We start from the raw sequence: 26,090 nt of genomic DNA, 5'->3' as shown, positions 1-26,090 counted from the left end.
CGTTCTCCCCGGACACCGAACCACCTCGACACCGTGCGGTACCACCTCGACATCGTGCGGCACCACCCCCGACACAGTGCGGCTCCGGCCGGTCGAGCCGGACCGGAGCCGCGCTGGCGAATATCTCAGTGCCACATCTTCGAGTTGCTCATCTCGGTGGACACGTAGTTTTCGCGGGCGATGCCGACCGCGCCGCCGATGTCGTTCAGGATCTTGTTGATGTCCCGGACAGCGGCGTCCCACTGGCCCTGGTGCTGCTCGTAGGAGACCCGGTCCTCGCCGTCCCACTGGAGCTTGGAGAGCATCTGCCGGAGCGTGTCGAGCTTCTCGTCGATGGTCCGCGAGATGGTCTGCATCTGCGCGTTGCTGGCCTCGAGGACCGCGTAGTCAACCTTGATCGTCACGATGTACCCCTCTGCTGTCGCCTGGTCACGGGTTCAGGGCAGCGTGGAACTTGTCCAGCATCTGCTGCTGCTCTTCGTCGTTCACCTGGTGCGTGGTGCCCGACTTGTCAAGCAGGTCGGCGATGTTGTCCATCGCCGTCAGCAGCTTGGTGGTGTCCTCGTTCCACCGCTGCATGAGCTGCTGGAATCCCGTGGACGCCCCGCCCTTCCAGGCGATAGCCAGGTCGTCGACGACGTTCCAAAGCTTCTTCAGCTCGCCGTCGACCTCACTGCGCGTGGAGCGCACGTCACTCGCGGCAGTATGCAGGGTCGCAGCTTCGACCTCGAACGCCATGCTTCACACCCTTCCGTCTTCTGTGGCGGCCTGACGCGCCGCGCCTCCCCCCGCGGCAGAGCGGTCACACCCCACCGACGGACACTTTCGTCCAGACGGTAACCCACGGAGTCCATGCGGTGTAGACCGGAACCGCCCTGTTCGGGACGTTCGGTAGCGCTTATCGGCGGCCGGTTACCGCGCGCGAACCGTCCGTGTCGGATCGACGGGGATTCCGGGTCGGTGCGGGGTGTCGGCCCGTCGTCCGCAGGTCGCGCGGGGTACGCCAACGATCGTCTTTGCTACAGTTCGGCCCGTGCCGCCGGCTGACCGTCGACGAAGGAGCGATCCCGGATGACCAGCAAGCACATTTCGTCCGAAGCGATCGAGGCGATCCGGGAACACCTCCGGAAGAACGCCCTGAGCGGGCCGAACGGGGTCGACGCAATCAAGGCGAAGCTGACCGACACCGAGATCGGCTTCCCGCACTTCGGGGTCATCGGTATCCCGCTCGCCATGGCGTACGGCGACGTCCGGGAGAAGGCGGCGACGGCGCTCAACGAGATCCGGGAAACCGTCGACGACTACCTCGACGAGCTGGACACGGCCAAGAAGACCTGGATCAAGGCCGAGAACGCGAACACGGTCGTGACCACGTAACGCAGCGGCACGGTCCGGACAGAACAGCAGAGTGAGACGGGGAGCGGAACATGGTTACCCTCGCCAACGCCATGATATTCGCGGCCGTGAAGACCGCGGTCGAGGCGAACGCGAAGATCGCGAAGACCGCGATCATCGCGACGATCGCCGTGGGTACCATGGCGGCGAATCCGATGGACATGTCCGACGCGGCGTCGGCCTGGAAGGAGATCGCGAACGACCTCGGTACGTTCGCGACCCACCTGGACAACGCGCTCGGCAAGGGCGACGACTGGACGGCCGACGACAAGGACGCGTTCGCCGACTCGCTGACCAACTTCAAGGGTGAGATCGAGCAGTTCCGTACCGCCGCCGGGGACATCGCCAGCACGCTGGACACCGTCTCCAACGCGTACATGGTGGCGTTCGTGGCGTTGCTGACCTTCGCCGGCGCCACCCTGGTCATCCTGATCGGCCTGGTGGTGCTGCTGTTCATCCCGCACACCTCGGCCATCGCCCGGGGCATGATCGAGCTCGTCGGGACGGTGCTGGCCGCCGTCTCCGCCAAGGTGGCCATCATGCTCGGCGGCCTGGCCACCGCTGTCGCCGCGATGATCGCCGCGGTCGCCTACGGGGCGATCAACATGGGCTCCAAGGGCGACAGCATCCCCACCGCGCCCGACTTCGAGCAGATCCGCATCGACTACGAGGCGCCCCGGCGTTTCGAGGTCCAGGGCGGCTGACCGTATCCCGCGACGACGACACGAGAGAGCCGTAGATGAGCACCCCGAACGTGGAGGACCTGGAGCGCATCCTGCGCGACAGCGAGCAGCGGATGAGCCAGCTCTCCGAGGTGGAGAAGCTGCTGGCCGAGGTCACCAGCCGGTACGACACCGAGGACGGCATGGTCTCGGTCGAACTCGGTGCGGACGGCACGCTGCGCCAGCTGGAGATCAACTCGCGGGCGATGCGACTGGACTCCTACACCCTCGCCGAGCTGATCACCGAGGCGTTCAACGGTGCGCACCAGGGCGTACAGGAGGCGGTCGCGAAGGCCATGTCCGACACGCTCGGCACCAACGACCTGGGTGACGTGCTCGGCGAGGCCCGCGACATCCGGAAGAGCATGGACGGCATGCTGGAGACCGTGTCGCGGTCGGTCAACGACGCGATCGTGCAGGCCAGCCGGTTCAACCGCCGCTGAGCGGCAGAAGGGGGCACCAATGGGCGACCTGCTGTTCCTGGCGCTGTGGATCCTGCTGTTCATGGCCCTGCTGCTGCTCGGCGTGTGGTGGGTCTACCGCAAGCCGAAGAAGGACCAGAACCGGGGCTGACCCGTCCCGTCACCCACATTTCTGGACGCTGACACGAAGAAGGGCCCGCCAACCGGCGGGCCCTTCTTCGGCGTTCGTCAGGGTTCGCACCAGGCGGTCTGGATCAACTGCTGACCGTCGCGCCGGCGGACCAGCGTGCCCCGGCCCGGCGGCTGAGGGCTCGGGCGCAGCGTCCCGAAGACCGCCCCCTCCTCGCGGTTGCCGGACATCAGCAGGCCCGGCGAGTCCAGCTCCCGCAGGCGTTGCAGGACCGGCTCGTAGAGGGCCCGCGCGACGCCGCCGGCCCGGCGGGTGATGATCAGGTGTAGCCCGATGTCGCGGGCCTGCGGCAGCAGCTCGTGCAGGGCGCTGAGCGGGTTGTTGCCGCCGGAGGCGACCAGGTCGTAGTCGTCGACCAGGATGTACAGCTCCGGCCCCTTCCACCAGCTCCGGTCGCGCAACTGGGCGGTGGTGACGTCCGCCCCGGGCAGCCGGTTCTGCAGGGCGCCGCGGATCGACGCCAGCCCCTGGCTGAACACCTGGTTGGACGGGGCGAACTCGAGCAGGTGGTCCCCCTCCACGGCACCGAGCAGCCCCCGGCGGTAGTCGGCGATCACCAGCCGGGCCTCGGCCGGGGTGTACCGCTCGACGATGCCCCGGGCGATCAGCCGCAGCAGGTTCGTCTTGCCGCACTCGACGTCGCCGAAGACGGTCAGGTGCGGTTCGCTGGCCAGGTCCAGGTAGACCGGCGCCAGCGCCGACTCGTTGACCCCGATCGGCACGCCCGGCGCGGCACGGTCCACGACCCGGGCCAGCTCGGTCATCGGCAGCTTGCGGGGGAGCAGGCGCACCTTCGGCGCGGGCGCTCCCCGCCAGGCCGCCGCCACCTGCTCGGCCAGGGCGGCCGACGCCTCGGTCAGGTCCTCGATCGCGTTCTTGCCGTCGACCCGGGACACGGCGGCGAGGAACTGCAGCTTGCCCGGGGTGAGGCCACGGCCGGGGGACTTCGGCGGCACGTTGACCGCCGCCCGCCGGTCGATCTCGGACTCGGTCGGGTCACCGAGCCGCAGCTCCAGCTTCGTGCCGAGCAGGTCCCGCATGTTGATGCGGATCTCCGCCCAGCGGGCCGCGGTGAGCACCACGTGCACGCCGAACCCGAGCCCCCGGCCGGCGAGGTTGGTGATGGTCTGCTCCAGCTCCTCGTACTCCTGGCGCAGCGTGTGCCACCCGTCGACGACCAGGAAGACGTCACCGAACGGATCGTCGGCGAACTCGCCGGCCGCCCGGCGACGCCGGTAGCTGGCCACCGAGTCGATGCCGTGCTGGGCGAACCGGGCCTCGCGTTCGTCGATGACGGTGACCACCTCGGCGACGGTCCGGCGGACCGCCTCGGTGTCCCGTCGCCGGGCCACGCCCGCCATGTGCGGCAGCCGCTCCAGGCTGCGCAGCGCGCCGCCGCCGAAGTCGAGGCAGAAGAACTGCACCTCGCGCGGGGTGTGGCTGAGCGCCAGCGAGGCCAGCATCGACCGCAGCAGGGTGCTCTTGCCGCTCAGCGGCGCACCCACGATCACGACGTTGCCGCCCGCCCCGGCGAACTCCACCATCATCGGGTCCCGGCGTTGCTCGTACGGTCGGTCCACGATGCCGACCGGCACGGTGAGCTGCCCGCGACCCGCCCAGCCGGCCACCGTCAGCCCGAACCTCGGGTCCACGGCGAGGTTTCCGTACAGCTCGCCCATGCTGGGCGGTGCCCCCAGCGGCGGCAACCACACCTGGTGCGCCGGGGTGCCCTGCCCCTGGAGCCGCTCGATGATCACGTCGAGCATGGTGGTGACCTTGCCCGACTCGGCCGGCTCCTCCGGCGTGACCTCGACTGGGGTCTCGACCCGCTGGACCGGGACGAAGTCCACCCCGTACGGCACGATGCTGCGCTGCAGGGCGGCCTGCGAGGTGGTGCTGCGCCGACCGGGCGCCCGGTACCCGCCGGACACGTAGGCGGCCCGGAACCGCAGCAGGGTGGTGGTGTCCGTCTTCAGGTAGCCGTGGCCGGGCGCGCTGGGCAGCTCGTAGGCGTCGGGCGAGCCGAGCACGATCCGGCTCTCCACCGCCGAGAAGGTCCGCAGACCGATCCGGTACGACAGGTGCGTGTCCAGCCCGCGCAGCTTGCCCTCCTCCAGCCGCTGGCTGGCCAGCAGCAGGTGGACGCCGAGCGAGCGGCCGAGCCGGCCGATCATCACGAACAGGTCGATGAAGTCCGGCTTGGCGGCGAGCAGTTCGCTGAACTCGTCGCAGATGATCATCAGGCTGGGCATCGGCTTCAGCGGTTCGCCGGCCGCCCGTGCCTTCTCGTACTCGTACCGGGAGATGTAGTTGCCCGCGTCGCGCAGCACCTCCTGCCGCCGGTTCATCTCACCGGCGAGCGCGTCGCGCATCCGGTCGACCAGCGGCAGCTCGTCGGCCAGGTTGGTGATGACGGCGCTGGTGTGCGGCAGCACGTCGAGGGAGGCGAAGGTGGCACCACCCTTGAAGTCGACCAGGACGAAGTTCAGTTCCTCCGACGAGTGGGTGACCGCCAGGGCGGCGACCACGGTCCGCAGCAACTCGCTCTTACCGGAACCGGTCGCGCCGATGACCAGGCCGTGCGGACCCATACCCTCGTGCGCCGACTCCTTGAAGTCGATCTCCACCACGTTGCCCTCGGGCCCGACGCCGAGCGGGATGCGCAGCCGCTCGCGGTGCGCGCGGGGGCGCCACGTCCGCCGGACGTCCACTGCGGCGGCGTCCGCGAACCCCAGCAGGTCCGGCAGCTCCATGCTGCGGGACAGCGGCTCCTCGCTGACTGTCTGCCGGGACAGCCGATAGGGCGCGATCTGCCGGGCCAGCCCCTCCGCCGCGGCGGCGCCGAGCTGGTCCGGACGGCCCAGCGGGGAGGTCGACTTCCCCTGGACCAGGTCCAACGCGGAACCGTCGGTGGCGTCCATGCAGATCAGCCAGCGGCCGGCGTCCCGGGGCACCGCGCCGGACAGGTCGATCACGGTGGTGCCGAGCAGCCCCATCCCGATGAGCTGGCAGGTCGGTGGGACCTCGCCCCCGTCCAGGACGACCACGACGTGCGGCCCGTTGGTGAACGGCTTCGCCTCCCGGCTGTACCGGGGACGGCTGGACAGCTCGTTGGCCAGCGCCTGTTCCGCCTCGGCGAGGTTGGTGAAGACCAGTCGGCGGGAGCCGGCCGCGTCGGCCCGGGCGTGGTGCTGCGCGTGCGGCAGCCACTTCACCCAGTCCCAGGTGGAGTGCCGGTCGGCCGCCGCGACGACCACCAGGACCAGGTCGTCGGGGGCGTGGAAGGTGGCCAACTGGCCCAGCACCGCCCGGGTCAGCCCGAGCACCGCCTCGCGCTCACCGCGCAACGCCACCCGGCTGAACGACCGTACCGACAACGCGGTGGGCAGGTCCGGCACGCTGGAGTGGGTACGGACGAACCGGCGCAGCGCGATCGCGCTCATCGGCTCCAGGTCCTCCACCGGCTTGGTCTCCGGCGGCACGATCTGCACCGCCAGCCGCTGCGGTCCGGTGGCGATCCGCGCCTCGCCGAAGTCGTCCTCGGTGATCCGGCGCTCCCACAACCGCCGGGACGCCGCGATCGACCAGAGCGCGTCCGGCTCGGGGTGCCGCCACCGCATGGCGTCCCGCTGCTGCTCCGCCGCGCGCCGGGTCTTGCGGCGTACCTGGGTCAGGTACCGCATGTAGTCACGGCGCTCGGCGTTCAGTTCCGCCTTGTCGTTACCGCCGTTGCTCATCGACCCGAGGAACATGCCGAGCATCGAGACGCCGAACAGGCCACCGGCGATCCAGGTCATCGCCCCGCCGGAGCGCCCGGCGTAGAGGAAGGCCATCGCGCCGACCCCGCAGAGCATCGGCAGGATCATCAGTAGCTGACCCATTCCGCGCGGGGTCTGCTCCGGCAACTCCGGAGGGGATTCCAGGAGCACCTCACCGCGCGGCAGGGTGGGGCCGGCCTGTCGCGGAGGGCGTCGGAAGATGACCGTACTCACGTCGTGAATTCCCCCGATTACGCATGACGACCGGCTGGGCCGGGACAGGACACGTCAGGTGGCATCGTACGTGCCTGCCCCCGTAGGTAATCTCCCCTGGGCATGGTGGGACCGGCACGGACGTCCGCCGGTCACCGTCGGTAACGAGCTAATGCGAGGAGGCCCTGGTGACGATGACGGGGACCGGCGAACTGAGCCGGGTCACCATCGTGGCGCCGAGAACCCGGATGGATCTCGCCCTACCGTCCGACGTACCCCTGGCCGATCTGCTGCCGACCCTGCTCCGGTACGCCGGAGAGGATCTCGCCGACCAGGGCGTGGCGCACGGCGGCTGGACCCTGGCCCGGCTGGGCGGGCAACCGCTCGACAGCGGCCAGACGGCGAGCCAGCTCGGGGTACGCGACGGCGAGGTCCTGTACTTCAACCCGCGCGACGCGGCAAACCCGGAGGTCGTCTTCGACGACGTGGTCGACGCGGTGGCGACCGCGACCAACCGGCGGCCGGGCGGGTGGCAACTCGCCACCACCCGGCGGTTCTCGGTGCTGTTCGCCTCGGTGGCGCTGCTGGGCGGCGCGGCTGTGGCGCTGTTCGCCGGGCCGCCGCAGCTTCCCGGCGCGCTGGTCGCCCTGGTGGTCGCGGTCGCCGTCCTGATCGCCGCGACCGTGCTCTCCCGGGCGGCCGGGGACAGCCGGACCGGCTCCACTCTGGCCCTGGTGAGCCTGGGGTACGGGGGCGTCGGTGGTCTCCTCCTGCTCGCCGGTGACCGGGAGCTGACCGAACTCGGCACCCCACACGTACTGTTGGCCGCCACCGCGCTGCTGGTCTTCGGTGCGGTGGCGGCGCTGGCGGTGGGGGACCGGGCACCGTTGTTCCTCGGCGCCACGGTGATCGGCGCCGCTCTCGGGATCGCCGCGATGATCTCCCTCGTCTTCGGGGTGGACGCCGCCGCGTCCGCCGCGGTGCTGGCGACGATCGCCTTCGGGGCGCTGCCCGCGCTGCCGATGACGGCCTACCGGCTGGCCCGGCTGCCCGCCCCCGCCATCCCGACCGGTCCGGAGGACCTGAAGTCCGACGACGAGACGTTCGACAGCCGGCATTTGCTCTCGCTCAGCGACCGGGCCGACCAGTTCCTCACCGGTCTGCTGTGGACGGCCTCGATCGTGATCCTCAGCGGCGAGGTGGTGCTCGCCGTCGACGGTCGACTGCCGGCCGTGCTGCTCTGCGCGGTGTTGGCCGTGCTGTCCCTGCTGCGCGCCCGCCCGCTCGCCAGCCGGACACAGCGGATCCCGGTGCTGGTCACCGGTTCCGTCGGCCTGGCGCTGGCGACGGCGGCGACCTTCACCGGGTTGTCGGGGACGCTCCGCCTCGGGGCGCTGCTCGGCGGCCTGGTGCTGGTGGCGGTGATCAGCCTGGTCTACGGGCTGGTCGTGGCGGGTAAGAACATCTCCCCGGTGTGGGGCCGTGTCCTGGACATCCTGGAGATCCTGCTGATCGTGGCGGTGGTGCCGCTGGCCGCCTGGGTCTGCGGCCTCTACGGCTGGATCGTCAACATCAACCCGTGACGAGCGCGCTGCCGGTCGCGGTGTTCGGCGCCGCGACCGGCGCGCACGCGTAGGCCGCCGGGCCGTGCCGCCCATCGAGCTGACGGGGGACGAACGAGTGTCGCCGCGTCACGTCCCGGACCGCCGTCAACAGGTCGGCGGCGCGGCTGTCCGGGGCGGCGACGCGGAGCAGCGGGGCGGCGACCTTGCCACCAGCAGCGACCGTCACGGAGAGGGTGTGCGACATCACCGGGATGGCGGTCACCGCGTCGGCGAGCGCGCCCACCGGGGCCTCCGATCGGCCGTGCAGCTCCAGGCAGCGCTGCGTCCAGCCGCGACCCGCCAGACCCGTCCAGCCCTCCGTCTGCGGCTCGGGTGCCACGTCCAGCCCGGCCGCGGTGAGCACGGCCGCCGCCAACTCGTCGGGGTCGAGCATCCGGTACGCGAGCCCCGCGCCGGTGAACGCCTTGCCGAGCCGGCCAGCGGCCGCCGCCATGGTCCGCCGTACGCCGTCCATGCCACCACCCCGGCTGACCGCCTCGGTCCGGGCGTCCGCCGCAGAGAGCCGGGCGGCCACCCAGACGTCCCGACGGTAGGTGGGCGGTCCACCCGGTTTCGGGTACCACACCAGGCTGCGCGCGACGAGCTGGGTGACCGAGGCCGGCCCGGTGGACCCGGCCAGCACCCGTACCACCTGGTCGATCGCCGCGCCGGGCAGCGGACCGGCCGACCCGGGCAGGGTGACCACGCCGGCGACGAACCAGCCCCGGTCGTCCTGCCCCAGCCCCAGCCGGTTTCCCCGGTCCTCGAACCCGCCCAGGGTCAGGTCCGGGGCCAGCGCGGACAGGCGCGGGTCGGCCGTCGCCGGGGACAACGCGGCCCGGCGGGCGGCCTGGCCGCGTCGCTTGAGCCGGCGGCGCAGGGTCAGGTCCTCGTACCACCAGCGGCCGCCCCGCCGGGCGAAGGTCGCCAGCACCACGAGGAGCACCAGCCCGGCGACGACGCCGGTCACCCAGACCGGTCCGCCCGAGACCGCGCCCACGGTCACCACGCCGACCTCCAGGACGACGAGCTGGCCGACGGCCACCGGACCGAGCCGACCACGGCGGTGCCGGTCGCCCCGCGCGACCACCTCGCGACGGCGGGCCGCCTTTACCTGGGTCATCGAAATCCTTCCGTGGAATACCCCAGCCTTGGTCCGGGGGAGGAGACGGAATCCTGCGGAGCAGGCAGGGGCAGCCTATCGGCCGCCAAAACGGGCAGGCGTCCCACACACGACCCGCAAGATCGGGTCCAGCCCGCCGTCCACGACCGGTCGCCGAACGCGGCGCGTAACATCCGGGAGACCCCCACCCCGCCGGAGGTAGCGCATGCGGACCCGCCGTGACCAGGTTCAGGCGTACCGGTTCGTCACCCGCCGCACCGTCTCAGCCCTGCTGTCGGGCGATCCGGAGACGACCGACCTGCCGATGCGGCGACTGGGCCTCGCGGTGTTCGGCAGCGCCATGGTCGCGGCGATCGTCCTCGCCGGGGCGGGCGTCTACGGCCTGATGACCAAGAGGAGCGCTCCGCTCGAGGCGAACACCCTGGTCATCGAGAAGGAGACCGGGGCGACCTACGTCTTCGTCGACGGGCGGCTGTACCCGACGTTGAACTACACGTCGGCGCGCCTGATCATCGGCGACGCTGCCCCGCCGGTCCGGTCGATGTCCCAGGCGTCCATCCGGGAACGTCCCCGTGGCCGGATGGTCGGCATCGTCGGCGCGCCCGACGATCTGCCGGACCGCTCGTCGCTGGTCGGCCTGCCCTGGTCGGTCTGCAACACGCCGGACCCCGACGATCCGCGCCGGTCGACCACCCGGCTGGTGCTCAACCAACGGCTCTCCGGTGGTACGCCCCTCGGTGACCAGGCGATCCTGGTCTCGGTCAACGGTCAGCGCCACCTGCTGTCCCGGAACACCCGGATGCAGATCCTCGGCGGCGACGCGGCGATCGCCGCGCTGAAGATGGCCTCGGTCCGGCCGATCGAGGTCGGCCAGCAGTTGATCAACGCGGTGCCGGCCGGGCCCCGGCTGCGGGAACCGTTCGTCGCCGGAGACAAGGAGCCCAGCGAGTTGCAGGTCGGCAACGGACCGGCCTGGGTCGGACAGATTTTCCGCGCTGCCGACCAGCACTACGTGCTGACCAAGGACGGCCTGGTGCCGATCGGTGAGATCACCGCGCTGCTGCTCCGTCGGGACGGGGGTGGGGTGAAGGACATCACCCCGGAGCAGGCGGGCCGGGTGCTCAGCGACGAGCGCCTGGAGGAGGAGGGCGTGCCGCAGAAGCTGCCCGAACTGCGCCAGGCGGGTCCGGGCCGGGCGACCGTCTGCGCGACCTACCAGGCGGGTTCGGCGGACGGGCCGCCGACGACGAGCATCGAGGTGTTCGACCGTACGCCGCCGGAGCTGTCGCCGACCGCCCCCGGCTCGATCGAGGTGCGCCAGACCGAGCGGGACACGGTCAGTACGGCCGAGCGGGTGGTTGTCCCGGGTGGCAAGGGCGCCCTGGTGCGGGCGATGTCCGGCGTCGGTGAGGGCGGGCAGGGGGCGGCGGCGTCCACCGTGTACCTGATCACCTCCCAGGGGATTCGTTACCCTCTCGGTTCCCGATCCGGCGACGCGGTGACGGCCCTCGGCTACGGCGGGGTGACCCCGCTCGCGGTCCCGGCTTCGTTGCTGGCGCTGATCCCCACCGGACCGGCCCTGGAGCGCGACGCCGCCCGGAACTACTTCGACCCGGGGAAGCCGTCCGCCGCCCGGTCCGGGCAGCCCACGCCGTCCGGATCGCCCCGCCCGGAGCAGAGCGACGAACCGGAGAGGGAAAACGAGGCGTCCACCCGGCCCGGTACGGACGGATCGTCCCCGTCGCCGGGGAACGAGCCGGACGAGGAATCCAGCGAGGAGCCCGGCGAAGGGCCGAGCAACGGACCCGGCAACGGTTAGGGCTGGTCGGCCGGCTCGCCTGACTGGCCCGGGTCCACTACGCTGATCTTCGCGACAAGTGCCGACGACGAGTACGGGGATGCTGCATGGGCACGAAGACCAGAGTCGACGTACTGTCCTTGGAGGATTTCCACCAGCGGCTGGCCGCCCGGATCACCGAGGCTGACCAGCTGCTCAAGAAGCTGAACACCGAACTGCAGTGCAGGCCGCCCGCGCTCGGCTCGTTCGCCGACGCGGTGAGCAGCTCGCGGCAGTACGCCGACCTGCACACCCGCTACGTCGACCGGGTCCAACGGCTCCGGCGGTCACTGGTGGCGGTCCAGGAGGCGACCCAGAAGATCCTCGACAACTACCGCACGACCGAGGCGCGGAACAAGGCCAACGCGGCCGACATCGCCCGGGTCCTCGGTGGCGTCGACGACCCGCTTACGGAGGGGAGTCCGCGTGTCTGACGAGTACGTACAGCGTTACGAGCCGGTCAGCCACGAGCAGCTCTACCAGGGCGTGCAGGCCGGGAACGCGGAGCAGATCGACACCCTCGCCACCGCGTGGAGTTCGATGAAGGACACGGTCGACGGGCTCGGCCGTTCCCTGCGGGCGGATCTCGACGCCCTCGACCGGACGTGGGTCGGCGATGCCGGCGACGAGTTCCAGCGGCGGGTCAATCTCGTGGTCCAGTACTCCAGCAGCCTGTCCGGCGGGATGGGCTCGGTCCACGAGGGACTGTCGCTGATGTCCGGGCCGCTGCGCACCGCCCAGCGGCAGGCCGAGAGCCCCGAGGAGACCGACGACCACGACAAGGCGATCGGCGGTGCCGCGAAGGGCGCGCTGTTCGGCCCGGCCGGGGCGGTCATCGGCGCGATCGCCGGGCACCAGCAGGACAAGGAGGAGAAGGAGAAGGCCCACCAGCGGATGGTGAAGGTGGTGGCCGAGTTGGCCGCCAGCTACGACCTCTCCACCTTCGACCGCTGGAGCCCGCCGGCCCCGCCGCCGGTGGACACCCCGGGCGGGGTGGGCGAGACCTCGAACACGCCCCGCAGTGGGCCGGGCGCGACGACGCCGACCCGGGCCCCGGGCACCGGTTCCCCCGGGCACACCGGCACCAGCGGGGCCGGTGACCCGGACGGACCCGGGCGCGGCGAGTTCATCGCGCCCGGTCTGCTTCCGGGTCCGAACTCCGACACCGACCCCACCGCCCAGCCCACCCCGACCACCCCGGGTACGGGCACCTCGCTGTCCGGAGCCAGCGGCACCCTGCTCGCCGGCTGGACGGCGGGCGCGGGCGGCATGGTGGCCAGTGCGGCGACCGGCAGCAAGCCCTCCTCCGCCGGTTCAGGCCCGTCCTGGGCGTCGAACGCGTTGCCGGCTGGTGGAGTGATCGGTACCGCCGCCCTGGCGACCGGCGCCGGTGGTGGCGGGTCCACCCCGATGGCTCGGCCCGCGGCCGGTGGCACCGGACTGGAGAGCCGGGCGGCGGTCGGCGCGGGTCGGTCGGTCACGCCGGGCGCGACGGACCGGGCGGCGGCGGGCAACCGCCCCGGTACGGCCCGCGGGCTCCGGCCCGGTGTGCTCGGTGGCGCGCCCGTGACCGGCGGGGAGGACGACGAGTCCGGCACCCGCAGCACCTGGCTGACCGAGGACGACATGGACTGGCAGGCCGGTTCCGGCACCACTCCGCCGGTCCTCGGGCTGAACGGCAACTGACCCGGCAACGGGTCACCTCTCCATCCGACGGAGGTCCACCAACCGGCAGGTCCGGGCGGTCGGGCCTCCGTCGTGTGATGTCCGGCCGATGCTGATTGACGCTACTGTGCATCACGCAGTAGTGTGCGACGCGTGGATACCACCCAGCTCCTGAAGGGCGTACTGGATCTCGCGGTCCTCGCCGTGCTCCGGGAGGAGGACGGCTACGGCTACGACATCCTGCGCCGGCTGCGCGCCGCCGGGCTGGAGGAGGTCGGGGACGCCTCCGTCTACGGCACGCTGCGCCGACTCTTCGCCGCCGGTCTGCTGACCGCGTACGTCGTGCCGAGCGAGTCCGGCCCGCACCGGAAGTACTACTCACTGAACGCCGCCGGGCGGGACCAACTGCTCCGATCCGGCAAGCTCTGGCGCTCGTTCGCCACCACCATGGACGCACTGCTCGACGATCGGGGGACGGCGGCATGACCGTCATGGAGCAGGACATCACGGCGTACGTCGAGCGGGTCCGGGCGGCACTGGCCGACCTGCCCCCGGCGCAGCGGGACGAGTTGACCGAGGACCTGTCCGAGCATCTCGCCGAGGTGGCCGCCGAGGCCGGGGGTTCGCTGGTGGACCGGCTCGGTGAGCCCGAGGCGTACGCGGCGGAACTGCGGGCCGCCGCCGGAGCCCCGCTGCGTACCGGGCCGAACCTGGACCAGCGCGTCGCCGGTCTCGCGCTCGGGGTACGCACCCGGCTGCGCGCCCTCGACGTCCGGCTCGGCCCGCCGCTCGGGTACTCCACCGCCTCGGACTACCTGCGGCTGCTCCGTCCCGCCTGGTGGCTGGTCCGGGGCTACCTCGCCGCGATGCTGGTGACCGCGATGAGCACCGGCGGCACCTTCGGGGTGCTGCCCAGCCTCGGTGGCAGCCATCTCGCCGGCCTGGTGCTCCTGGCCGGCTGTGTGGTCGGCTCGCTCTGGCTCGGCCGCAACGCACAACGGCTCTCCCGGTGGCCGCGCCGGCTCGTGCTCGCCGGCTCGCTGGGACTGGTCCTCTTCGGGCTGGTCGGCGCCGCCACCGTCGACAGCCGGGCGCGCTGGGGTGGCTACGGCTACCAGTCGGTGTCGGTAGACGACCAGTACTCCCACATCCAGGACGTCTTCGTCTACGACAGCGAAGGCCGGCTGGTGCGCGACGTCCGCCTCTTCGACCAGAACGGCACGCCGATCCGGCTCGGCTGGCCGGCCTGCGAGAAGGCGAACTCCGCGCCGATCGAGGACCCGATCCGTCGGACGTACCCGTACTGCCCGGAGCAGGCCCCGTTCCAGTTCCGTACGGATCCGACGTCGGCCCCGACGTCCGTCGGCCCGACCACGACGCCGGACGCCACGCCGAGCGGTGCCGCGACGCCGCAGGGCTCGACGACGCCGAGCGGTGCCGCGACGCCGGGAGGTTCGACGACGCCGAGCGGTCCGGCCAGCCCGGCCCCCACGTCGACCCCCGGTCCGACGGAGTCCGCGCCGGCCCGGTGACGCAGGTCCGGGGCGGGCTCGCCGGGTGACCGGCCCGCCCCGGAAGCCGGCCGGCGCAGGGAGAGGATCCACGAGGGACGGACGTCACGTTCCGAGGGACAGCGCGAGCGATACCGCGTCGCTACCGTTTCCGCTGTCGATCATCCCGGAAGGACCCCCCCCGTGAAGCAGCAGGCCGAATCCACCGCGCCGACCGAGGACGAAACCGCCGGTGACGGCACCGGCCCTGGCCCCGACGGCGCGGCGGCCCCGACCGACGCCACGGCCTTGACTGGCGCCACGGCCTTGACTGGCGGCGCGGCCTCAGCCGACGGTGCCGTCTCGGCCGACGCCACGGCCATGGCTGACGGTGCGACCCCGACCGGCGGTGCGGTCCTGACCGACGGTGCGACCTCGGGCGACGCCGCGTCGGCCGGCGACGCGGACCCGACCGGTGCCGGGCCGGGCGACGAGGGCGAGGAGCCGGCCGGGGGTGGGTGGCATCCACTGCTGCGGGTGCTGGTCATGCTCGGGGTGGTCGCCGCGCTGGTCGGTGGGCTGGTGGTGGTCGGACTGCGGTACGACGTCGCGGGTCAACTGCTCGCCCCCGACCGGACCGCTGACGCGCAGGTGGGGGACTGCCTGGGTCCGCTGCCCGACGTCGCCGACAGCGGCCAGCGCCGGACCGCCGAGGCGCGGGTGGTCGCCTGCTCTGCTCCGGACGCCGCGTACGACGTGGTCGGGCGGGTCGACGGACAGACCGAGGAGCAGGTCCGCGACGGCCGCCGGTGCGAGCCGTTCGTGGCCGAGGGTGGCAGCTACTACACCTACAGCAGCATCCCGCCCGGCGGCACCGGATACCTGCTCTGCCTGGTGGCCCGTGGCTGACACCCCGACGCGCGTCAGCCTGCTCGAGCCGACTGACGGTTCGTCGGCCAGGCGGACCCGGTCGAGGTCCCGGCCGGACGGGCGGCCCGCCACCGGCTACGGCAGCCGTGTCCGCCCGTTGAACGGGAGGTGAATCCCACTCGACCGGCGTCTTCCCCGGGCTGTCGCCGCGTGGCACGCTACCGGCAGGTAATCGCGCGACCAGCCACCGAGGACTGACCGCCGGGAGGATGCCAGATGGGCCAAATGGTGAGCTACCGCCATGACGGTACGACGAGCGAGGGTTACCTCGCGCTACCCTCCGGCGGTGCGACCAGCCCGGCGGTCATCGTCATCCAGGAGCGGTGGGGGCTCGTCCCGCACATCGCCTCGGTCGCGGACCGGTTCGCCGAGGCCGGGTTCGTGGCGCTCGCCCCGGACCTGCGCCCCGGTGCCGCGACCGTCGACGCGGACGAGGCGAAGCACCTGATGACGGCGTCGCGGATGGACGACGCGGCGGCTGACATCGCCGCCGCCGCCGACTACCTCGCCAGCCGTCCCGAGGTCGCCGGTGGGGTCGGCTGCGCCGGCTTCTGCGCCGGTGGCAGCCTGGCGCTCTGGTCGGCGACCGTCTCCGACCGGATCGTCGCCACCGCCGGCTTCTACCCCGTGCTGCCCTGGACGCGGATGCGTCCCGAGTGGGGCGACTACGCCGGCAAGACGGCGGTCATCCACTGTTCCGAGACGGACGGCACGTCCGCCGCCGAGGGCGTGCAGACCGCCCGACAGGCGATCGAGTCGGCCGGCGGCACCTGCGTGCTCCACGACTACCCGGGCACCGCGCACTCGTTCTTCAACGACGACCGGCCGGAGGTCTTCGACCAGTGGGCCGCCGCCAGCGCCTGGGCCCGTACCCTCGAACTCTTCCGGGGGCGGCTTGGCTGAGCCCCGTACCCCCGAGGAGGTGGTCGCCCGCGCCCGGCGGGCGGCCGACCTGCCCGACCTCGACGGCGCGATCAGCGGGTGCTTCGCCTGCCCCCGCCTGGTCACCTGGCGGGAGGAGGTGGCCCGGACGAGGCGGGCGGCCTTCCGTGACCAGGAGTACTGGGGCCGCCCGGTGCCCGGCTTCGGGGTTTCCGACGCCCGGATCGCCATCCTCGGCCTCGCGCCCGCCGCGCACGGCGGCAACCGCACCGGACGGATCTTCACCGGGGACCGCTCCGGCGACGTTCTCTTCGCCGCGCTGCACCGGGCCGGGCTGGCCAACCAGCCGACCAGCGTCGCCCGGGACGACGGGTTGGCCCTGCGGGAGACCCGGATCTTCTCGGCGGTGCGCTGCGCGCCCCCGGACAACAAACCCACTCCCGGCGAGCGGGACACCTGCGCGCCGTGGCTGCACCGCGAACTGGCGCTGATCCGGCCCACGCTGCGTGTCGTGGTGGCGCTGGGCGCGTTCGCCTGGGCCGCGTGGTGGCCGGCGCTGCGCGCGGTGTACGGCATCCACCCGCCCAGCCCGCGACCGGCGTTCGGCCATGGGGCACACTGGTCCGGCACGGCCGTACCGGAGGTGCTGGGCTGCTACCACGTCAGCCAGCAGAACACCTTCACCGGACGGCTCACACCACGGATGCTGGACGAGGTGTTCACCCGGGCGAAGCAGGTGGCCGGGGTGGACTGACACTGCGCGGGGCGGTGACGATGGATTTCAGCGTGCTGCGCAGATGGTGGCCGGTGCTGGCCGTCGCGGCCCTGCTCGCGGTCGTCTCGGTCGCCGCCGCGCACTCCGCGCTCGGCACGACCCGTATCCCCCCGGCCGCGGAGCACGTTCCGTTCATTCCGGAGTACCCGTCGGCGCAGCCCTCCCCGTCGTTCCCGGTCGAACCCCGGGAGGTGGCCCGCGAGTCGGCGGCCCGCATCCCCGGCTGGGTCACCACCGGCGCGATCGTGCTGCTCGGACTGACCGCCCTGATCGCTCTCGGTTACGCGCTCTGGACGGTCCTGCGGGGCGCGTTGCGCCGGGCCAACCGGCGTGGGCTGCCCGCCGCGCGGCCCCGCCCGTCGGCCGAGGGGACCGCCCGGGACGTGGTCGCCGCGCTCGACGCCGGCCTGATCGAGTTGGACGACCGGTCGAGCGACCCGCGCACCGTGGTGATCGCCTGCTGGGTACGGCTGGAGGAGGCCGCCGCGACCGCCGGGGTGGCCCGGCGGGCTGGGGACACCCCGACGGACCTGGTCACCCGGCTGTTGCGGGGGGACACCGACAGCGGCGTCCCGGCGATCGTCAGCGCCGACGTGCTGGCCGAGTTCGCCAATGTCTACCGGGCCGCCCGGTACGCCACCAGCACGGTGGACGAGCAGACGCGCGACCAGGCTCGGGCCGCGTTGCGCCGGATCCGGGCCGAGCTGGTCGTCTTCGCCGACGAGGTGCCGACGTGAGCGAGTCAGCCCCGCGCGGCGGCGCGAGCATCGACGACCTGCTCCGGTTCGAGGAGGAGCCGGCGGGGCAGCCCGAGGCCCGCCGCCGGGGCGGCTGGCTGCGCTGGCTGCTGCGGACCGCACTGGTTACCGGTGCGGCCACGGCCGTACTGGTCGCCGTGCTCAGGGCGATCGGATTTACCGTCTCGTTGCCGGTGCTGGTGGCCGGGGTGCTCGCCCTGCTCGGCGTCCGGACGGTCACCGGTCGGCTCGCCCCACCGCCGCCGTCGCGCCGGGGCACGTCGGTGACCGGCGCGGCCGAACCACCGCCCGCCGGGGACGCGCTGCGGGTCGCCGTGGACGGCTGGGCGCTGCCCCTGGAGTGGGCCACCAGCCAGCCGGAACGCTTCACCCAGGTCGTCCTGCCCAGGATCACCGAGCTGGCCGACGAGCGCCTGCGCCAACGGCACGGCGTGACCCGCGACAGCGACCCGGCCCGCGCCCAGGCCCTGCTGGGCGAGCGGCTCTGGACGTTCCTCGCCGCACCCGGCCGCCGCCCCCCGTCGCCGCGCGACCTCGCGGCGATCGTCGCTGAACTGGAGAAAATCTGATGAACGACGTGGACCGGATCGTCACGCCCGCCGAGGCCGGCCGGCTGGCCCGCGCGGTGCTCGACGCGGTGGGCTCGGTCGTGGTCGGCAAGCGCGACGCGTTGGAGCTGGTCCTCGCCGGGATCCTGGCCGGTGGGCACGTACTGCTGGAGGACCTGCCGGGGCTGGGTAAGACGCTCACCGCGCGCTCCTTCGCGCAGGCCCTCGGGCTGAACTTCCGTCGGTTGCAGTTCACCCCCGACCTGCTGCCCGCCGACGTCACCGGCTCCTTCCTCTACGACCAGCGCAGCGGCGACTTCACCTTCCGGGCCGGTCCGCTCTTCACCAACCTGCTCCTCGCCGACGAGATCAACCGGACCCCGCCGAAGACCCAGTCCGCGCTGCTGGAGGCGATGCAGGAGAAGCAGGTCTCGGTGGAGGGCGTCACCTACCGGCTGGACGAGCCGTTCCACGTGCTCGCCACTGCCAACCCGATCGAGTACGAGGGCACCTACCCGCTGCCCGAGGCGCAGCTCGACCGGTTCCTGCTCCGGGTTTCCTTCGGCTACCCGGAGCGCGAGGAGGAGTGGGAGGTGCTGCGCCGGCGGATGGCCCGCCGCCGCGAGGAGGCCGAGATCGAGCCGATCGTCGACGCGCCCACGCTGCGCGCCATGCAGGCCGCCCTGGAGAACGTGGCGGTGGAGGACTCCGTCGGCCGGTACATGGTCGAGCTGGCCGCGGCCACCCGGGACCACCCGTCCGTGCTGGTCGGCGCGTCGCCGCGTGGGTCGCTGGCGTTGCTGCTGCTGGCCCGGGCGCGGGCCGCGTTCGCCGGTCGGGACTATGTGGTGCCGGAGGACGTCAAGGACGTCGCCGTGCCGGCCCTGGCGCACCGGATCACGCTCCGCCCGGAGATGTGGCTGCGCCGGGTCGACCCGTCGTTCGTCGTGGGCGAGGTCCTCGACGCCACCCCGGCGCCGGCCAGTGGCGCGCTGCCCAGCTACGCGGCCGGTGGGGCCGCACGTTGACCGGTACGCCCGCCGGGCCGTCCCCGGATCCGGAGACCCCGCGCGCCTGGGTGCCCACCCGGGCGCTCGGCCGGGCGGTGCTGCTCACCGGGTTGTTGCTGGTGGCCGGGGTGGTGCTCGGCCGGGTCGACCTGGTGGTGCTGGCCGCCCCGTTCGCGCTCGGCACCGCGTACGCGTTGCGTCGCCAGCCGGCCGCCCCGCCGCAGGTGTGGCCCGGCGCGGCCGAGGGACACCTGGTCGAGGGCGGTGACCTCGCCGCGACGGTGACCGTGGGCAACCCGGACCGGACGGGCTACGACCTGGCGGTGGTCCGTACCCGGGTCTCGCCGTGGCTGCGCGTCGAGCGCGCCGGGTTCGACGCGGACGCGCCGCACCAGGGGCCGGCCGACCGCCCCTTCGCGACCTTCGTCCCGGCCGGTACGGCGGTCGACCTGACGCTGGCCGGCACCGCGTTGCGCTGGGGCCGGCACGCGGTCGGTCCGGCCGGCGTACGGGCCGCCACTGCCGACGGGCTGTTGCTTTCCCGGGTGGTGGTCGCCGAACCGGCACGGTTGACGGTCTACCCGAAGACCGAGCCGTTCGAGGCGGTGGAGGCGATGCCCCGGGCCGCCGGCCTGGTCGGGGCGCACCACTCCCGTCGCCCCGGCGAGGGCGGTGAGCTGGCCGGGGTACGGGTGTTCACCCCCGGTGACCGGCTTCGCCGCATCGACTGGCGGATCTCCCTACGGGCGAAGCAACTGCACGTCGCGGCGACCCTCTCCGACCGGGACGCCGAGGTGGTGCTCCTGCTCGACGTGCTCGCCGAGGCGGGGCGCTCCGGCGGCGTCCACGGTGCCGCCTCGGTGCTGGACACCACGGTCCGGGCCGCCGCCGCGATCGGCGAGCACTACCTGCACCGGGGTGACCGGGTGGCGATGCTGGAGTTCGGCCCGACCGCCCGGCGACTGCGTCCCGCCACCGGCCGCCGGCAGTACCTCACCCTGCTCGAGTGGCTGCTCGACGTACGTGCCGAGGGCTGGCCGGACGAGGCGGACGACCAGATCTTCGGTCCGCAGTTGCTCTCCTCGGACGCGCTGGTGGTGGTGCTCACCCCGCTATTGCAGGAGCGGTCCGCGCAGATGCTCGCCCAGCTCGCCCGCTCCGGCCGGTTCGTGGTGGCGGTGGATACCCTCCCCGCCGACCTGCCCCCGCCAACCGGGCGGCGGGACTGGGCCGAGGTGGCGTTCCGCCTCTGGCGACTGGACCGGGACGTGATGGTCGAGCAGTTGCGCGAGCACGGCGTACCGGTGGTGCGCTGGGCCGGCGCCGGCAGCCTGGACCAGGTGCTCCGGGACGTGGCCCGCCTCGCCACCGCCCCCCGGGCGGGTGCCCGGTGAGCGCGAGGAACGCAGCGCAGCGGAGTCCCGCAGTCGTGAACGGAAGGCAAGCCCGGTGACGCCTGTCCGGCAGGTGGGCGACCGGGTGCGCGCGGCGCGGTACGCGGCACGCCGAGCCACCCTGCTGCCGTTCCTGGTCCGGGTCGGGGTCTTCCTCACCGTGCTGCTCGGCCTCGTGGTGGCGTACCCGGTCGAAATCTGGTTCGGCGACGCCCTACCGGCGCTGTTGGTCACCGCGCTGCTGCCGGCCCTCGGGCCGCGCCGGTTCTGGCCGACGTTCGCCGCGCTGGTCACCGTGGCCGGCTGGCTGTACGACACGTTCGACCAGGGAGAGCCGATCGCGCTCTGGCGACTGCTGCTGCTGGCCGTCCTGCTCTATCTGGGGCACACCCTGTGCGCTCTGGCGGCGCTGCTGCCGTACGACGCGGTGGTCGACCCGGCGCTGGTGCTCCGCTGGTTGGCCCGCGCGGCCGGAGTGGTCTTCGCCACTGGGCTTCTCGGCGTGCTGTTGCTGACCGTCGCCGGAATTGGCGGGGACCAAGGAATGCTTTCCGTGACAATTGGCGGACTCGCCGTCGCGGTATTGGTAACTATGTTGCTGGGGTGGCTGTTGCGCCGCCGGTGACACCGGTCGAAAGTAGAGGTTGCGCAGGTCACAGGGGGGTTCTGCGTCACAGAGAAGGGCCGCGAACGGGATTACCCCGAACGGGCGGGGAAAGATAGAAGACGTGAATCCGAAGCGGATCCTTGTGGTAGGCGCTGGGCATGTCGGGCTGTACGCGGCCCTGCGTCTCTCGAAGAAGCTGAGCTCCCGTGAGGCTGAGGTCATCGTCGTCGACCCGCAGCCGCACATGACCTACCAGCCCTTCCTTCCGGAAGCGGCGGCCGGCAACATCTCTCCTCGGCACAGTGTGGTGCCGCTGCGGCGGGAGTTGCGTAAGTGCACCGTTGTCGCGGGTGCGGTGACGCGAATCGAGCACTCCCGCAAGACCGCGACGATCCAGCCGATCACCGGCCCGGTCCGGGAGATCCGGTACGACCACGTGATCATCGCCCCCGGCTCGGTCTCCCGGACCCTGCCGATCCCCGGCCTGCACGAGCACGGGATCGGCTTCAAGACCATCGGTGAGGCCATCTACCTGCGCAACCACGTGCTCGACCGGTTGGACGTGGCAGCGGCCACCACCGACCCGGACGTCCGCCAGCGTGCGCTGACCTTCGTCTTCGTCGGCGGCGGTTACGCCGGCATCGAGGCGCTGGCCGAGATGGAGGACATGGCCCGGGACGCGCTCAAGTACTACCCGGAGCTGACCCCGGAGGACATGCGCTGGGTGCTGGTCGAGGCGACCCAGCGGGTGCTGCCCGAGGTCGACCGGGACATGGGCGCCTACACCGTGCAGCAGTTGCTCAAGCGGAACATGGACATCCGGCTGGACACCCGCCTGGAGTCCTGCGTCGACGGGGTGGTGAAGCTCTCCGACGGCGACAGCTTCCCCTCCGACACCATCGTCTGGACGGCCGGCGTGAAGCCGTCGCCGGTGCTGGACGCCACCGACTTCCCCCGCGACGAGCGGCGGCGGGTCACCTGCCTGCCCACCCTTCAGGTGGTCGACGGGGACCGGGTCGTCGAGGGCGCGTGGTCGGCCGGTGACTGCTCGGCGGTGCCCGACCTGACCGGCGCGCCCGGGGCGTACTGCTCGCCGAGCGCGCAGCACGCCGTCCGGCAGGCCGCCCGGATGGCCGACAACATCAAGGCCGTGATCCGTGGTCAGGCGCCGGTCAACTACCAGCACAAGCACGCCGGCAGTGTGGCCAGCCTGGGCCTGCACAAGGGCGTCGCCCAGGTGTACGGCATCAAGATGACCGGCTGGCCGGCCTGGGTCATGCACCGGACGTACCACATGTCCCGGATCCCCTCGTTCAACCGTAAGGTCCGCGTGGTGGTCGACTGGTCGCTGGCGTTCTTCCTCCGCCGGGAGGTCGTCGCGCTCGGCCAGTTGCACGACCCGCGCGAGGAGTTCATCGAGGCATCCCAGCCGGTCGGCACGCCACGAGCCTGAGCCGACCAAAGGGGCCCGGTCACCGCGACAAGCGGCGACCGGGCCCCTTTTTTCGTCATCCCCGTCCCGCCCCTATACCCCGTCGATCATGGAGTTGTGGCGCCACGATTGGTGGCAATTGCGAGGTTTGCGAGGTGCCCAAACTCCATGATCGACGGGGTGGGGTGGGGCGGGGTGGGGTGGGGCGGGGCGGGGTGGGGCGCCACGGTCAGAAGCGCCAGGTCCAGGCGTCGGCGACTCGGGTTGCCGGGCCGTAGAGCTGTTCCAGGGTGCCGCGCAGGCTTGCGGCGTGCCGCTCGTCGGCGGCGAGCACCACGCAGGACGCGCGCCAGAAGTCGATGTCCCGGGCGGCCTGTCGGCGCTGTTCCTCGGTGACCACCGGCTGCTCGCCGTGCCGGGCCACCTCTGCCAGCAACGCTGAGGTGGGCCGCTTGTACGTCCCCATCGCGGCCGTGCCGTCGCGGCCGTACGGCCCGATGAAGAAGCCCTCGGGCAGGGCGAACGCCGCGTCCGCCGCCACCGCCCAGCGCATCGGCCAGGGCTCCTTCGGGGTGGGCGCGGGCACCGGCACCAGCACCCCGCCGGGGCGTACGCAGTCCCGCCAGTGCCCGGCGCTGACGAACTCCGGCACCGGCGGCCGGTCCTCGGTGGGCAGCGGGGCAGGTGCCGCAGGCAGCAGCGCCACCGCGACGGCGGCCGGGACGACCAGTCGTAGCCGCCCCCCACCGCGCCACGCCCGGTCGACCGCGAGCACCAGCACCGTGGCCAGCAGTGGGAGCACCGCCAGCGCGAAGCGCATCGGCAGCGCCCCGTCCACCACCGGCATGTCGAGCAGGAACCGGTACGGCCCGGGCACGGCGCTCCGCTCGCCGTCGACCACCACGTTCGGCCCGAGCGACAGTGCACCCATCACCAGCATGCCGGTCACACAGGCGACGACCAGCGGCTGGCGGCGCAACCAGACCGCGCAGGCGGTGCCGACCAGCAGCAAGGGCCAGCCGAGGAAGGTGTTGTACTCGGCCGGGCCGGTGGTCAGCCGGGCCGCCGCGTCGTCGCCGGCCAGCGAGAGCGGCGAGAACGTCCACCAGCTCGCCAGGTCAGCCGAGAAGTAGTACGGGCTGAACATTCCGTCGGCCACGCCCAGCGGCCCGGCGAACTGGAACCAGAGCGGGTAGGCGAGCACGACCAGGGCGAGTCCGGCGGCGAGCAGCATTCCCGCCGCGAAGCCCGGGAAGGCCCGTCGGGCGAGTTGCCGGTCGGCGACGGCGTACGCGATGGTCATCACCGCCAGGGTCAGCGCGGCGAGGAACAGCACCTCCTCGCCGACGAAGACCTGCGCGGTCACCGTCACGGCCAGCCCGACAGCTGCGGTGACCAGCCGTCGGTCCGCTCCACCACGGCGGTGTCCGGTCTGCGCCGGCTCGGCGTCGCCGGTCTGCTCCGGCCCGGTGTCGTCGCCCCCGCCCGAACTGCCGGGTCCGTCGGCCCAGCTGGGCCGGGTGGCGGCCCGCAGCATCCGGACGACCAGCCAGATGATCATCGGGACCAGCCACTGCGCGGTCATGTGCAGGTGGCTGTTGGACTGCGAGACGATGCCGGGCCCGAAGCCGCAGAGGCCGGCACCGAGCCCGGCGGCAAGCCGGTTCGCCCCGAGCAGGCGGACGTAGAGCACGTACCAGGCGACCGCCGTGCCGGCCAGGTTCAGTGCCACGAGCAGCGCGAACGTGGTTGGCGCGCCGAAGGCCAGGGTGACCGGGGCGAACAGGATCCCGAGCGCGATGACCGTGGTGTTGGTCATCAGGTTGACCCCGTCAGGGGCGTTCAACCGGTCGGTGAGCAGATGGAAGTCACCGAGCAGCGCGCGCGAGTCGACGGCCAGGAACCACTCGTAGAGGGTCTGATCCGGCGGGTTGAGGGCCAGCACCCGGCCGGACGGGTCCGGCCAGAGCCCGTGGGTGAGCACCCCGGCGAAGACCAGGAACCCCAGACTGACCAGCAGATCAGCCCGGTACCGGTGGAACGCGACGACGAGCCTGGCTCGCCGGGAGCCCGGCGTCGCCGGGACGGCGTCCCGATCGGGCTCGACTTCCTGATCGGGACAGGCTGTGCTGCTCACGGCCTCGACCCTAGTGCCGGCACGGTATCGGGGTACGCCGGGTTCGGCGAGACCGGCTACCGTGACACTGCACTACCGCGTGTCGACGCACCGGTGGGTCACCCGCCCGGGTGGTGGAACGGCAGACACGGCCGCCTTAAAAGCGGCTGCCGCAAGGCGTGCGGGTTCGACCCCCGCCCCGGGCACCAGACTCTCAGCTTCCCTTCAGCTTGGTGATCACCAAGAGGTCGGCCCCGCGGTTTACCCTGGATAGGCACGTTCACCGTGCATCGATCCCCTGAGGGAGGCTGAAAGTGAAGACCTCGAACCCGGTGCTCGCCCGGCTCGGCCAGGCGGCCGAGCGGGAGCGGGCGGCCGGGTACGCGCCGACCGGGCCGTACGGGCAGCCCGGTTACCCCCAGCAGTACCCGGGTGCGGGCTACCCGGAGGCTCCCGGATACCCGGCCGCACCGCCCACCGTCACGCCGATGTCGCTCGACGACGTCGTCGTCAAGACCGTCATGCTCCTCGGCATCCTCGCCGCGTCCGCCGCGGCCGCCTGGGTGCTGGTGCCGGACGCGCTGGTCGGTGTCGCCTGGATCGGCGCCGCCATCGTTGGCCTCGTGCTCGGCATGGTCATCTCGTTCTCCCGGATGGCCAACCCGGCGCTCGTCATCACGTACGCGGTCGTCGAGGGCGTCTTCGTCGGCATGGTGAGCAAGGCCTTCGAGTCGCTCTACGACGGCATCGTGCTCCAGGCCGTCACCGCCACCTTCGGCGTGTTCTTCCTGATGGCCGTGCTCTACAAGGCGCGCGTCATCCGGGCCACCCCGAAGTTCGTCCGGGGCATGATCGCGGTGATGGTCGGCCTCTTCGCGGTGATGCTGATCAACCTGGTGCTCTCGTTCTTCGGCATCAACACCGGCCTGCGGGACGGTAGCCCGCTGGCCATCGGGTTCAGCCTGGTCTGCATCGTGGTCGCCTCGCTCAGCTTCGTGCTGAGCTTCCACGAGGTGGAGGAGGGCGTCCGGATGGGGCTGCCCCAGCGCTACTCCTGGGTGGCCGCCTTCGGCATCCTGGTCAGCCTGGTCTGGCTCTACATCGAGATCCTGCGCCTGCTGAGCTACTTCCAGGGCGACGACTGATCGATCAGTCAGCAGTCAGCCGACCGGTGCGCCCGTCCCCTCCCCAGGGGGCGGGCGCCCGTCGTCGGGGGGCG

At 72.3% G+C, this 26,090-nt stretch carries 24 protein-coding genes and 1 tRNA gene; 20 read left to right on the top strand and 5 right to left on the bottom strand.

What is annotated here, in order from left to right:
- Window positions 1-125: 125 nt before the first annotated feature.
- Both GA0074692_RS20470 and GA0074692_RS20465 read right to left on the bottom strand, forming a co-directional pair.
- Window positions 126-404 (bottom strand): WXG100 family type VII secretion target, encoded by a 279-nt coding sequence (locus GA0074692_RS20470; protein ID WP_091646807.1) that lies wholly within the window; start codon window positions 402-404, stop codon window positions 126-128.
- 25 nt (window positions 405-429) lie between these two features.
- On the bottom strand, window positions 430-738 hold the full coding sequence (locus tag GA0074692_RS20465; protein WP_091646806.1) for a WXG100 family type VII secretion target: 309 nt from the start codon (window positions 736-738) through the stop codon (window positions 430-432).
- A 333-nt stretch (window positions 739-1,071) separates the two neighbouring features.
- On the opposite strand from GA0074692_RS20465, the gene GA0074692_RS20460 reads away from it, so the two are divergent.
- The 3 genes from GA0074692_RS20460 to GA0074692_RS20450 all read left to right on the top strand — a co-directional run bounded on the left by GA0074692_RS20460 (window position 1,072) and on the right by GA0074692_RS20450 (window position 2,560).
- Entirely contained in the window at window positions 1,072-1,377 is a 306-nt protein-coding gene (locus GA0074692_RS20460) for a hypothetical protein (protein WP_091646805.1), read from the top strand.
- Between the two features lie 71 nt (window positions 1,378-1,448).
- Window positions 1,449-2,099, top strand: a complete 651-nt coding sequence (locus GA0074692_RS20455; RefSeq protein WP_141725358.1) for a WXG100 family type VII secretion target — start codon at window positions 1,449-1,451, stop codon at window positions 2,097-2,099.
- Window positions 2,100-2,134: 35 nt separating this feature from the next.
- Window positions 2,135-2,560 carry a YbaB/EbfC family nucleoid-associated protein gene (locus tag GA0074692_RS20450; RefSeq protein WP_091646803.1) on the top strand — a complete coding sequence of 142 codons (426 nt, stop codon included), beginning with the start codon at window positions 2,135-2,137 and terminating at the stop codon, window positions 2,558-2,560.
- 207 nt (window positions 2,561-2,767) lie between these two features.
- Here GA0074692_RS20450 and eccCa read toward each other — a convergent pair whose 3' ends face one another.
- Window positions 2,768-6,721 (bottom strand): type VII secretion protein EccCa, encoded by a 3,954-nt coding sequence (gene eccCa / locus GA0074692_RS20445; protein ID WP_091646802.1) that lies wholly within the window; start codon window positions 6,719-6,721, stop codon window positions 2,768-2,770.
- 173 nt (window positions 6,722-6,894) lie between these two features.
- On the opposite strand from eccCa, the gene eccD reads away from it, so the two are divergent.
- On the top strand, window positions 6,895-8,283 hold the full coding sequence (eccD, locus tag GA0074692_RS20440) for a type VII secretion integral membrane protein EccD (RefSeq protein WP_245730715.1): 1,389 nt from the start codon (window positions 6,895-6,897) through the stop codon (window positions 8,281-8,283).
- Here eccD and GA0074692_RS20435 read toward each other — a convergent pair.
- Window positions 8,273-9,427 (bottom strand): type VII secretion protein EccE, encoded by a 1,155-nt coding sequence (locus GA0074692_RS20435; protein WP_091646800.1) that lies wholly within the window; start codon window positions 9,425-9,427, stop codon window positions 8,273-8,275. The genes eccD and GA0074692_RS20435 overlap by 11 nt on opposite strands.
- 205 nt (window positions 9,428-9,632) lie before the next feature.
- Here GA0074692_RS20435 and eccB point away from each other — a divergent pair, with 205 nt between their 5' ends.
- The 14 genes from eccB to GA0074692_RS20365 all read left to right on the top strand — a co-directional run bounded on the left by eccB (window position 9,633) and on the right by GA0074692_RS20365 (window position 22,776).
- On the top strand, window positions 9,633-11,246 hold the full coding sequence (eccB, locus tag GA0074692_RS20430) for a type VII secretion protein EccB (RefSeq protein WP_091646799.1): 1,614 nt from the start codon (window positions 9,633-9,635) through the stop codon (window positions 11,244-11,246).
- A gap of 86 nt (window positions 11,247-11,332) precedes the next feature.
- Window positions 11,333-11,698 (top strand): hypothetical protein, encoded by a 366-nt coding sequence (locus tag GA0074692_RS20425; protein WP_091646798.1) that lies wholly within the window; start codon window positions 11,333-11,335, stop codon window positions 11,696-11,698.
- On the top strand, window positions 11,691-12,950 hold the full coding sequence (locus GA0074692_RS20420) for a WXG100 family type VII secretion target (protein ID WP_091646797.1): 1,260 nt from the start codon (window positions 11,691-11,693) through the stop codon (window positions 12,948-12,950). Before GA0074692_RS20425 ends, GA0074692_RS20420 begins: the two co-directional genes overlap by 8 nt.
- 132 nt (window positions 12,951-13,082) lie before the next feature.
- On the top strand, window positions 13,083-13,415 hold the full coding sequence (locus tag GA0074692_RS20415) for a PadR family transcriptional regulator (protein ID WP_091646796.1): 333 nt from the start codon (window positions 13,083-13,085) through the stop codon (window positions 13,413-13,415).
- Window positions 13,412-14,461, top strand: coding sequence for an HAAS signaling domain-containing protein (locus GA0074692_RS20410; protein WP_091646795.1), 1,050 nt, complete (start codon window positions 13,412-13,414; stop codon window positions 14,459-14,461). The genes GA0074692_RS20415 and GA0074692_RS20410 overlap by 4 nt, the downstream gene beginning before the upstream one ends.
- Before the next feature lie 162 nt (window positions 14,462-14,623).
- Window positions 14,624-15,328, top strand: coding sequence for an LppU/SCO3897 family protein (locus tag GA0074692_RS36095; RefSeq protein ID WP_245730388.1), 705 nt, complete (start codon window positions 14,624-14,626; stop codon window positions 15,326-15,328).
- A gap of 237 nt (window positions 15,329-15,565) precedes the next feature.
- Entirely contained in the window at window positions 15,566-16,252 is a 687-nt protein-coding gene (locus GA0074692_RS20400; RefSeq protein ID WP_091646794.1) for a dienelactone hydrolase family protein, read from the top strand.
- 19 nt (window positions 16,253-16,271) lie between these two features.
- Window positions 16,272-16,985 carry a uracil-DNA glycosylase gene (locus GA0074692_RS20395; RefSeq protein WP_091646793.1) on the top strand — a complete coding sequence of 238 codons (714 nt, stop codon included), beginning with the start codon at window positions 16,272-16,274 and terminating at the stop codon, window positions 16,983-16,985.
- 20 nt (window positions 16,986-17,005) lie between these two features.
- Entirely contained in the window at window positions 17,006-17,743 is a 738-nt protein-coding gene (locus GA0074692_RS20390) for a DUF4129 domain-containing protein (RefSeq protein WP_091646792.1), read from the top strand.
- The gene (locus tag GA0074692_RS20385; protein ID WP_091646791.1) at window positions 17,740-18,333 is read left to right on the top strand and encodes a hypothetical protein; all 594 of its coding nucleotides are present in this window, start codon (window positions 17,740-17,742) and stop codon (window positions 18,331-18,333) included. Before GA0074692_RS20390 ends, GA0074692_RS20385 begins: the two co-directional genes overlap by 4 nt.
- On the top strand, window positions 18,333-19,340 hold the full coding sequence (locus GA0074692_RS20380) for an AAA family ATPase (RefSeq protein WP_091646790.1): 1,008 nt from the start codon (window positions 18,333-18,335) through the stop codon (window positions 19,338-19,340). Before GA0074692_RS20385 ends, GA0074692_RS20380 begins: the two co-directional genes overlap by 1 nt.
- Window positions 19,337-20,716, top strand: a complete 1,380-nt coding sequence (locus GA0074692_RS20375) for a DUF58 domain-containing protein (protein WP_091646789.1) — start codon at window positions 19,337-19,339, stop codon at window positions 20,714-20,716. The genes GA0074692_RS20380 and GA0074692_RS20375 overlap by 4 nt, the downstream gene beginning before the upstream one ends.
- Before the next feature lie 55 nt (window positions 20,717-20,771).
- Window positions 20,772-21,341, top strand: a complete 570-nt coding sequence (locus tag GA0074692_RS20370; RefSeq protein WP_245730387.1) for a hypothetical protein — start codon at window positions 20,772-20,774, stop codon at window positions 21,339-21,341.
- Between the two features lie 103 nt (window positions 21,342-21,444).
- Window positions 21,445-22,776, top strand: coding sequence for an NAD(P)/FAD-dependent oxidoreductase (locus tag GA0074692_RS20365; RefSeq protein WP_091646787.1), 1,332 nt, complete (start codon window positions 21,445-21,447; stop codon window positions 22,774-22,776).
- A 208-nt stretch (window positions 22,777-22,984) separates the two neighbouring features.
- Here the strand turns inward: GA0074692_RS20365 and GA0074692_RS20360 are convergent, their stop codons facing one another.
- Complete coding sequence (locus tag GA0074692_RS20360; RefSeq protein ID WP_245730386.1) at window positions 22,985-24,892, bottom strand: hypothetical protein; 1,908 nt, start codon at window positions 24,890-24,892, stop codon at window positions 22,985-22,987.
- 104 nt (window positions 24,893-24,996) lie between these two features.
- Here GA0074692_RS20360 and GA0074692_RS20355 point away from each other — a divergent pair.
- Together GA0074692_RS20355 and GA0074692_RS20350 are read left to right on the top strand one after the other, a co-directional pair.
- Window positions 24,997-25,080, top strand: a tRNA-Leu gene (locus tag GA0074692_RS20355).
- 105 nt (window positions 25,081-25,185) lie between these two features.
- Complete coding sequence (locus GA0074692_RS20350) at window positions 25,186-26,016, top strand: Bax inhibitor-1/YccA family protein (RefSeq protein WP_091646786.1); 831 nt, start codon at window positions 25,186-25,188, stop codon at window positions 26,014-26,016.
- The last annotated feature ends 74 nt before the right edge of the window (window positions 26,017-26,090 follow it).

This window comes from Micromonospora pallida, assembly GCF_900090325.1.
GTDB classification, from domain to species: Bacteria; Actinomycetota; Actinomycetes; order Mycobacteriales; family Micromonosporaceae; genus Micromonospora; species Micromonospora pallida.
This window is presented reverse-complemented; position numbering and strand designations above follow the sequence as displayed.

Excerpts from the sequence above, each read along its gene's own strand:
- GA0074692_RS20465 (WP_091646806.1), bottom strand. The coding sequence starts at position 738 with ATGGCGTTCGAGGTCGAAGCTGCGACCCTGCATACTGCCGCGAGTGAC.
- GA0074692_RS20460 (WP_091646805.1), top strand. The coding sequence starts at position 1,072 with ATGACCAGCAAGCACATTTCGTCCGAAGCGATCGAGGCGATCCGGGAA.
- GA0074692_RS20455 (WP_141725358.1), top strand. The coding sequence starts at position 1,449 with ATGATATTCGCGGCCGTGAAGACCGCGGTCGAGGCGAACGCGAAGATC.
- GA0074692_RS20450 (WP_091646803.1), top strand. The coding sequence starts at position 2,135 with ATGAGCACCCCGAACGTGGAGGACCTGGAGCGCATCCTGCGCGACAGC.
- eccD (WP_245730715.1), top strand. The coding sequence starts at position 6,895 with ATGACGGGGACCGGCGAACTGAGCCGGGTCACCATCGTGGCGCCGAGA.
- GA0074692_RS20435 (WP_091646800.1), bottom strand. The coding sequence starts at position 9,427 with ATGACCCAGGTAAAGGCGGCCCGCCGTCGCGAGGTGGTCGCGCGGGGC.
- eccB (WP_091646799.1), top strand. The coding sequence starts at position 9,633 with ATGCGGACCCGCCGTGACCAGGTTCAGGCGTACCGGTTCGTCACCCGC.
- GA0074692_RS20425 (WP_091646798.1), top strand. The coding sequence starts at position 11,333 with ATGGGCACGAAGACCAGAGTCGACGTACTGTCCTTGGAGGATTTCCAC.
- GA0074692_RS20410 (WP_091646795.1), top strand. The coding sequence starts at position 13,412 with ATGACCGTCATGGAGCAGGACATCACGGCGTACGTCGAGCGGGTCCGG.
- GA0074692_RS20400 (WP_091646794.1), top strand. The coding sequence starts at position 15,566 with ATGGGCCAAATGGTGAGCTACCGCCATGACGGTACGACGAGCGAGGGT.
- GA0074692_RS20390 (WP_091646792.1), top strand. The coding sequence starts at position 17,006 with ATGGATTTCAGCGTGCTGCGCAGATGGTGGCCGGTGCTGGCCGTCGCG.
- GA0074692_RS20380 (WP_091646790.1), top strand. The coding sequence starts at position 18,333 with ATGAACGACGTGGACCGGATCGTCACGCCCGCCGAGGCCGGCCGGCTG.